We start from the raw sequence: 7,989 nt of genomic DNA, 5'->3' as shown, positions 1-7,989 counted from the left end.
GCCCGACTCCCCGCGCCCCGGGCCGCCCCCACAGGGGCAGGGGGCGGAGGAAGGCCGGTGCGCGTGGGTCGTCGGCGACTGCTGGCTGTGGTGCCTGCGCAGCGGCACGGCGGTGACCTGGCTCGGACCGGTGGTCTCCTGGGGCACCCACGCCCCGCTGTACGCCTGCGAGGACTGCATCAGCCGACTGGAGGAGCAGGTGGAGAGCCCCGCCCCCGCCGGACGGGGCCCCGTGTGCTGGCTGTGGTGCGGGCGGGGCGATGTGCCCCTGAGCCCTCTCGCGGAGGTCGGGTACCGCGGGAGGACGACCGTGTTCTCCGCCTGCGAGGAGTGCGTCACCCGGCTCAAGCAGAGGGTGCTGGCCGCGGCGATGGTCAAGGACGCGGCCAGTCGCTGAGCCCCCGCCCGGGCGGGGGCTCGGTTCAGGCCACGTTCAGGCCACGGTCCTGCGCACCGCTTCGGCCACGACGGCACTCAGGTCGCCCCCCGTCTCCTCGAAGACGGCGCGCTGGACGGCGGCGCCGTTGCCGCGCCGGAAGAGGTCCTCCACCCCCTCCTTGGCCAGGGACAGGTCACCGGTGTCCGACAGGGCCGGGGCGGTGTGGTCGAGCAGGGCGCCCACGACGCTCTCCGCGGGGGCCGGCTCGAAGGTCACCGGGTGCACCAGTTCCCCGGAGAGGCCGGAGCGGCCCGCCCGCCATGCCGCCAGGCGCAGCAGGCCGACGTCCACCGGCGCGGGCGGTTCGCCGGCGCGCCACTGCCGGGCCGCCGTCTCCACCAGCGCGCGGACCAGCGCCGCGAGCAGCACCGTGTCGCGGGCGTCGAGGCACACGTCGGCGACCCGCACCTCGACCGTGGGGTAGTTCCGCGCCAGCCGGGCGTCGAAGTAGATCATCCCCTCGTCCAGCAGCGCTCCCGTCCGGATCATCGAGCGCACCCGCTCGCGGTAGTTCCCGGCCGAGCCGAAGACCTCCACCGGTCCCGCCGACGGCCACCGGCCCCACACACGGTTGCGGTAACTGGCGTATCCGCTGTCCTCCCCCTGCCAGAAGGGGGAGTTGGCGCTCATCGCCAGCAGCGGGGCCAGCCACGGCCGGATCCGGTCCAGGACGGCGACCCCCTCCTCGTCGGACTCCACGCTCACATGGACGTGGAGTCCGCAGGTGAGCTGCTCCTGGGCGGTCAGCCCGTACTCGCCGGCCATCCGCCGGTAGCGCTCGCCGGGGCTGAGCGAGGGGTCGACCGCCCGCGGCGAGGTGGCCAGCGCCGCGACCTCCGCCCCTACCGCGCGCGCCCGCTGCGAAGCCGCGCCGCGCCACCGGCGAACCTCAACGGCCAGGTCCACCATCTGCGTACGCGGACGGGTACCGGTCTCCAGCTGCTCCTTCTGGAGCTCCTTCTCCAGTTCCTCGCCCTCGCCCACGGAGGCCAGCACCGCTCCCGAGACGGCCTGCGGCTCACCACTGTCCGCGCTCACCAGGAGCAGTTCTTCCTCGACACCGACGCTTCTCATCGCCACAGCCTCCTCAGGCGCTCGTCCGGTCCAGCGACTTCCCCGACCGGGCGCGAGTACGCGCCACGGTTCGGTCACACGGCCGGCCCGGGCGAACGGGTCATGGAAAGGCCGAAAGGGGGAACGAGCACCATCCCACCGGCACACCGCCCGCGCGGCGGCGCGCCGGCCCCGGGCACCCCGGGAAACCCGGGAGCTTCGCGGGAACCACAGGAGACAGGCCAGGGAGGACCGCTTGCGTCTGCGCCACACCCGGCCCGGCGATCCCGGCTACACCCGCAGGCGCCACGGCCGCGGCTTCCGCTACCTCGACGCCGAGGGCCGGCCGCTGCGCGATCCGGCGGAACTGGAGCGGATCAAAGCCCTGGTGATCCCGCCGGCCTGGACGGACGTGTGGATCTGCCCCAGGCCCAACGGCCACCTCCAGGCTGTGGGCACCGACGCCGCCGGACGCCGCCAGTACCTGTACCACCCGCGCTTCCGGGCGGAGCAGGAGAAGGCCAAGCACGAGCACGTGCTGGAGGTGGCCGAGGCGCTGCCCCGCATCCGCGAGACGGCCGAGATCCACCTGGGCGAGCGCGGGCTGACCCGAAATCGGGTGCTGGGCACCGCGGTCCGCCTGCTGGACCTGGGGTTCTTCCGCGTCGGGGGCGAGCGCTACGCGGAACTGAACAACTCCTACGGCCTGACCACCCTGCTGCGCGAGCACGCCGACTGCGCGGGCGGCGAGGTGACCTTCGCCTACACCGGCAAGCACGGCCGGGAGGTGGTGCGCGCCGTGGCGGACCCCGCGACGTTCCGGGCGGTGCGCGCCCTCAAACGGCGCCGCGGGGGCGGCGAGAGGCTGCTGGCCTACTGGGAGCGGCCGGCGTGGCACGAGGTGACCGGTGAGGACCTCAACGCCTATCTGAGGGATCTGGGCGGGGTGGACGTCACCGCCAAGGACTTCCGTACCTGGCACGCCACCGTGCTGGCCTCCGTCGCCCTGGCCGTGTCGCGGTTCGCCGACCGGAACGACGCCTCCCGTCGCCGTGCGGTCGCCCGCGCCGTCAAGGAGGTCTCCGAGTACCTGGGCAACACCCCGGCGGTGTGCCGCGCCTCGTACGTCAACCCGCGGGTGATCGAACTGTACGAGGAGGGTGTCACCATCGCCCCGGCCCTGCACCGGCTCGGGGACCGGGCCGCGTTCGGGGTGCCCGCGACCCGGGGGGCGATCGAGGAGGCGGTGCTGCGGATGCTGCGCACCGGCCGTCCTCCACAGGGCTGAGCCGGACGGCCGGTGCGGGAGCGGTCGGCGCCGCGTCAGCCGGGCTCACCCCGCTCGCCGCCACCCCCGGTCTGCGGCCGGGGTGCCCCATGCCGCGTCGGCCGAAGGCCCGGGCAGGGCCGGCCGCACGCGGCTTCCGGCCGCCTGGCGGCCGCGTCCCCTCGGCCCTGCGGGCCCGGGGGTGCCCCCGGCCGGAGACCGGGCCCCGCTACCGGGCGACCCCGGCGAACGCGGCACTAGGTCCGCGAGGCCGCCAGGCACTCCCCTTCCCCGGCCCACTCCTCGACCGGTCTGCTGCGGTCGTAGGGGTCCCTCTCCTCGCCCGTGGCGGGGTTGGCGTACCGGTCGGCGACGAACTGCGGGTGGATGAAGCCGTCGTGCTCGTCGCAGGTGTCGTTGGCGATGTTCCCGTCGTAGCCGTACAGCCACAGCGTGCCCTCGGTGTGCTCCCACCGCGGGCCGTGCGGCACGTCGACGTCGAGCACACGGCGCACGACGGTGCGGGCCACCTCCTCGCCTCCCTCCGCGCGGGCGAGGGGGTAGACGAAGGTGTAGTCGGCGCGGATGCGCGGCACCCCCTGTTCGTTCTCGCTCACCTCCATGCGGCCGCGGACCTTGATCACGTCGCCGGCGAGGCGGACCTCGTTCCGGTCGAAGCGGGTGAACAGCCAGGTGGGGTCATCGTCCTCACCGGGCTTGTCCAGGGACTTCCCGATCCGGTCGACCGACTCTCCCAGCAGCGGGTCCAGCAGGGCCATGGCCTCGACGGGCTCGGCGCCGTACAGCACGTCGCGGTCGAGGTTGGCGGCGATCAGGAACTTCCTGGTCCGCTCCAGGGCGGCCCGGATCTCGGTGGCCGGCACGCCGCCGACCGCGGTGGCCTTCGGCACCTCGATGGCGTCCGCGCCCTCGGCCCACCGCTTGGCGGGCGAGCCGGCGAACGGCTGCCTCACCGTGGGCTGACCGGGCAGGAGTTCCGCATCCGGCGCGGCGGCGGGCGCGGCGGTCTCCGCGGGCAGGGGGGCGGCCGATCCGGTGCCGTCGGCGCCGTCGGGCAGCCAGGAGCGCACGAGCGCCGGATCGAGCGCGTAGAGCAGGGCCAGCGCGGTCACACCGGCGCCGATCGCCATGCCGGCCCGGGCCGGCCGTCCTCGTCCGCGCCGGCCGCCCTCCATCTCCCGCCAGGCGGGGCCGGTGCGCCAGCCTTCCGGCTGCCACGGTTCGGGCTGCCGCTTCCCGCCCCAGCGCCGGCCCCGCCGCCTCGCGGCGGCTTCCTCGTCGGCCTTCCGCAGGCGCTCGGTCACCATCCGCGCCCGGGCGGACGGCTCCTTGGGGGCGGAGCCCGGGGAGGTCTCGCACTCGCCGACGAAGCGCTCCCACATCTCGTCGGGTATGTCCGGCCGCCCGCCCTCCGGTTCGCCGGCGTCGTTCCCTGGAGTGGGCGGCTGGACAGACATGACGTGCTCTTCCTTGTCTCTTCCGATCACGTGCCGACGTGAATCGATCATCGGGAAGGGCCATTCCTACATGTCTGTACACCGACCGCACAACGGTTGTACGGAAGAGGGCGGCCGTCCTGTGACATCGGCCACGCCGGGCGCGAGAGGGACGGGCCGCCTCAGAAGGCGTCGCGCAGTTCGAGCAGCGTCCGCTCGGTGTCCTGGACCGGCAGGGCCTGGGTGACCATGCGGTCGAGGGCTTCGAGGTAGGTGGTGACCTCCGGGCGCTCGTCGATGTAGACGGCGCCGGTCAGGCTCTCGGTGTAGACGATGTCCGGCAGCTCCGGATAACTGAACCGGAAGAGCTGGAAGGGGCCGAACATCCCCGGGTGGGGCCCCGCGCTGAAGGGCATGATCTGCAGGCTGATCCCGGGACCGGCGCAGACTTCGACCAGCCGGTCGATCTGCGCCCTCATGACACCGGCTCCCCCGACCGGTCTGCGCAGCACCTGTTCGTCCAGCACCGCCCACAGTCGCGGCGCGTCCGGCTTGGCCAGAAGCTGCTGCCTGCCCATGCGCAGCGCGACCCGCCGGTCGAGCTCCTCCTCGTCCGCCCGGGGGAAGCCGGTCCGCAGCAGGGCGCGGGCGTACTCCTCGGTCTGGAGCAGACCCGGAACGCAGTGGGGCTCGTAGGAGCGGATGAGGTCGGCCTCGCTCTCCAGGCTGACGTAGAGGCTGAACCAGTCCGGCAGGACGCTGCGGAAGCGGTGCCACCAGCCCGGCTTGTTGGCCTTCTCCACCAGCGCGAGGAAGGCGCCGGCCTCTTCCGCCCCGACGCCGTAGCTCTCCAGCAGCGCCTTGACGTACAGCGGGCGCAGGCCCACCTCGGCCTTCTCCATGCGGCGGACCGTGGATGTGGTGACGCTCAGGACCCGGGCGGCTTCCTCGAACGACTTCCCGGCACGTTCCCGCAGGTCACGCAGGCGTAGCCCCAGGACGATCTGCCCCACGGTCGGTGCCGACCGGGACTCGCCCATGGTCTCTTCCTCTCCGCTCGCGTCCCACCGGCAGAGCAGTGTGCCACGGAGCCGGTGACGCAGCCAGGCTGTCGTTTAAATCTTGCAATTTGCAGAACTCTTCTTGCCTTTTGCGGACACCAATGAGCATAGTAGCCGGGTGATCCAGTTCACGGCGCGGTCACACCGGCGTCGAACCGTACCGGTACACGGGCTCTCCCACCCCCTTCGCGGACCCCGTGCCCTCGCCGTTCCTCCCCACCGTGGCGCACCGGGCACCGGCCCCCGGCACGGGCCGCGCCCCGCACACGGTGCACCGGACCCGACGCCCACCGGCGTACGAAAGGCGAGCCACTGATGGCTCTTCTCCCCCGCTCAGCGCACATGACCCCCATGCTGCCGGCCGTCCACCCCCAGCGATCACGGCAACGGGCGGAATTCGAGGTGCCCGCCCAGCGCTCCTCGGTGTGTGTGGCCCGGCACCTGCTCGCGGAGTGGCTGCACCGCTGGCACTGCCCGCAGAGCGTGGTCGACACGGCACAGCTGGTCGTCTCCGAGTTCGTCACCAACGCCGTGGTCCACACCGTCAGCGACAGAATCGCCTGCCTTCTCCAGCACGGCGACCGGCGGCTGCGCATAGAGGTGCGCGACCAGGGCACCGGCGAGCCCGGACTCGCGGCCCACTCGGCGGACGTCGAGGCGACCAGCGGGCGCGGCCTCCAGCTCGTCGACGCCCTCGCCGAATCCTGGGGGGACATACCCGCCGCCCGGACGCGGGGACGCGTCGTATGGGCGGAACTGAGGCTCGACGACGTCTGACGGGCCCGGGGCACGGCCCTCACACGCCGCCCGCGCCTCACACGCCGCCCCGCCCGTCACTCGGCGGTGGGCACGTCCGGGGGCGTGCCGTGCCAGACCGTGGTGACGTTGCAGAACTCGCGGATGCCGTGCCCCGACAGCTCCCGGCCGTAGCCGGAGCGCTTGGTCCCGCCGAAGGGCATCGCCGGGTGCGAGGCGGTCATGCCGTTGAAGTAGACACCGCCCGCCCGCAGGTCGCGCACGCAGCGCTCCTGTTCCTCCCGGTCGCGGGTCCAGACGTTGGAGCTCAGGCCGAAGGGGGTGTCGTTGGCCACCGCGATCGCCTCGTCCAGGTCCGCCGCCCGGTAGAGGGTCGCCACCGGACCGAAGGTCTCCTCGCGGTGGACTCGCATCCCGGGCGTGACGTCCGCCAGGACGGTGGGCTCGTAGAACCAGCCGGCCGGATGGGCCGCGGGCCGCCGTCCGCCGCACAGCACGGTGGCGCCGCGCTCGCGGGCGTCGGTGACCAGCTCCTCCAGGTCGGCCCGGCCGCTCTCGCTGGCCAGCGGCCCGACCTGGGTGGACTCGTCCATCGGGTCGCCCACCTTCAGCGCCTTCATGCCGTCCACGAACAGCCGGGCGAACTCCTCGTACACGTCCCGGTGCACGATGAAGCGCTTGGCCGCGATGCAGGACTGGCCGTTGTTCTGGGTCCGCGCGGTCACCGCGACCTCGGCCGCCTTCGCCACGTCCGCCGAGGGCAGGACGAGATACGGGTCGCTGCCGCCCAGCTCCAGAACGGTCTTCTTGATCTCGTCGCCGGCGATCGAGGCCACCGAGCGCCCGGCGGGTTCGCTGCCGGTGAGCGTCGCGGCGGCCACACGGTCGTCGCGCAGTACGCCCTCCACCGCGCCGGAGCCGATCAGCAGGGTCTGGAAGCAGCCTCGCGGATAGCCCGCCCGCCGGAAGAGGTCCTCCAGGTACAGCGCGGTCCGCGGCACGTTCGAGGCGTGCTTGAGCAGACCGGTGTTGCCCGCCATCAGGGCCGGGGCCGCGAAGCGGATCACCTGCCACAGCGGGAAGTTCCACGGCATCACCGCCAGGACCGGGCCCAGCGGGCGGTAGCGCACGTACGCGGTGCTGCCGCCGCTGTCCTCCACGTCCGCCGGTGAGGGGTGCTCGTCGGCCAGCAGCTCCTCGGCGTGGTCGGCGTACCAGCGCATCGCCTTCACGCACTTGGCGGCCTCGGCGCGGGCCGCGGTGACGGGCTTGCCCATCTCGGTGGTCAGGGTGCGGGCGACGTCGTCCCGCTCCTTCTCCAGCAGATCGGCCGCCCTGCGCAGCAGTTCGGCACGCTCGGCGAAGCCGGTGGTGCGGTACTCCTCGAAGGCGGCGCGGGCGTGCTCCAGCCGCTCCTCGATCTCCTGGTCGCCCAGGGCCTCGAAGGTCTGCAGGGTCTCACCGGTGGCCGGGTTGGTGGTCGAGATGGGCATGGGTCCCTCCCGGGGTGGTCTGAGACGGTGCGGCCCGCCGGCCCAGACAGCCGGCGGGCGGGTACGCGCCCCCGCTCGTCCTCGCTCGCTTCCGTTCGCGGGGGCGCGTACCCGCCCGTGGCGGTCTCAGTCCGCGAACGGCGGCCCCGGGCCGGTGGGAGCGGTCCGGGCAGGTCAGCGCCGGGGCAGGTCAGCGCTGGGCGAGCCTGAGCCGCACCTCCACCTCCTGGTCGCCCGAGATCCGGGGCTCGGCCGTCACGTCGTAGAAGCCCGCGAGAGCGTCCTGGACCTGCCGTACCGCGTCGGGGCCGCCGCTGAGGTCCGCCTCGACCGGCTCCCCGAGTTCCAGGGTGCACTCCACCTCACCATGGGTGCGGACGTCGACCGTGCCCACCCAGAACTTCCGCTGCTCGCCGTCCGCCCCGGGCCCGCCCCCGCCGTTGCCGCCGCCCAGCTCGGGTGA

Annotated in this window: 6 protein-coding genes and 2 pseudogenes; 3 read left to right on the top strand and 5 right to left on the bottom strand. The window is 73.4% G+C overall.

Annotation, left to right across the window (positions count from 1 at the left end; genetic code table 11):
* Nucleotides 1-397 (top strand): annotated as a pseudogene (locus tag L7D48_RS19035) (hypothetical protein); the annotation flags it as partial.
* A 36-nt stretch (nucleotides 398-433) separates the two neighbouring features.
* Here L7D48_RS19035 and L7D48_RS19030 read toward each other — a convergent pair.
* Nucleotides 434-1,513, bottom strand: coding sequence for a glutamate--cysteine ligase (locus tag L7D48_RS19030; protein WP_237880665.1), 1,080 nt, complete (start codon nucleotides 1,511-1,513; stop codon nucleotides 434-436).
* 235 nt (nucleotides 1,514-1,748) lie between these two features.
* Here L7D48_RS19030 and L7D48_RS19025 point away from each other — a divergent pair, with 235 nt between their 5' ends.
* Nucleotides 1,749-2,780, top strand: a complete 1,032-nt coding sequence (locus L7D48_RS19025; protein ID WP_237880664.1) for a DNA topoisomerase IB — start codon at nucleotides 1,749-1,751, stop codon at nucleotides 2,778-2,780.
* A gap of 236 nt (nucleotides 2,781-3,016) precedes the next feature.
* On the opposite strand, the gene L7D48_RS19020 is transcribed toward L7D48_RS19025, so the two are convergent.
* Together L7D48_RS19020 and L7D48_RS19015 are read right to left on the bottom strand one after the other, a co-directional pair.
* Nucleotides 3,017-4,237, bottom strand: a complete 1,221-nt coding sequence (locus tag L7D48_RS19020) for a hypothetical protein (protein WP_237880663.1) — start codon at nucleotides 4,235-4,237, stop codon at nucleotides 3,017-3,019.
* Between the two features lie 161 nt (nucleotides 4,238-4,398).
* On the bottom strand, nucleotides 4,399-5,256 hold the full coding sequence (locus tag L7D48_RS19015) for a helix-turn-helix transcriptional regulator (protein ID WP_237880662.1): 858 nt from the start codon (nucleotides 5,254-5,256) through the stop codon (nucleotides 4,399-4,401).
* 363 nt (nucleotides 5,257-5,619) lie between these two features.
* Here L7D48_RS19015 and L7D48_RS19010 point away from each other — a divergent pair, with 363 nt between their 5' ends.
* A complete protein-coding gene (locus L7D48_RS19010; protein ID WP_237880661.1) occupies nucleotides 5,620-6,054 on the top strand; it encodes an ATP-binding protein in 435 nt (144 codons plus the stop codon).
* Nucleotides 6,055-6,110: 56 nt separating this feature from the next.
* On the opposite strand, the gene L7D48_RS19005 is transcribed toward L7D48_RS19010, so the two are convergent.
* Nucleotides 6,111-7,526 carry an NADP-dependent succinic semialdehyde dehydrogenase gene (locus L7D48_RS19005; RefSeq protein WP_237880660.1) on the bottom strand — a complete coding sequence of 472 codons (1,416 nt, stop codon included), beginning with the start codon at nucleotides 7,524-7,526 and terminating at the stop codon, nucleotides 6,111-6,113.
* A 190-nt stretch (nucleotides 7,527-7,716) separates the two neighbouring features.
* A pseudogene (locus L7D48_RS19000) lies at nucleotides 7,717-7,989 on the bottom strand (hypothetical protein); the annotation flags it as partial.

Source organism: Streptomyces sp. ICN903 (genome assembly GCF_022015835.1).
Classification (GTDB): Bacteria; Actinomycetota; Actinomycetes; order Streptomycetales; family Streptomycetaceae; genus Streptomyces; species Streptomyces fenghuangensis.
This window is presented reverse-complemented; position numbering and strand designations above follow the sequence as displayed.

Coding starts and splice junctions, on each gene's coding strand:
- L7D48_RS19020 (WP_237880663.1), bottom strand. CDS start 4,237: ATGTCTGTCCAGCCGCCCACTCCAGGGAACGACGCCGGCGAACCGGAG.
- L7D48_RS19015 (WP_237880662.1), bottom strand. CDS start 5,256: ATGGGCGAGTCCCGGTCGGCACCGACCGTGGGGCAGATCGTCCTGGGG.
- L7D48_RS19030 (WP_237880665.1), bottom strand. CDS start 1,513: ATGAGAAGCGTCGGTGTCGAGGAAGAACTGCTCCTGGTGAGCGCGGAC.
- L7D48_RS19010 (WP_237880661.1), top strand. CDS start 5,620: ATGACCCCCATGCTGCCGGCCGTCCACCCCCAGCGATCACGGCAACGG.
- L7D48_RS19005 (WP_237880660.1), bottom strand. CDS start 7,526: ATGCCCATCTCGACCACCAACCCGGCCACCGGTGAGACCCTGCAGACC.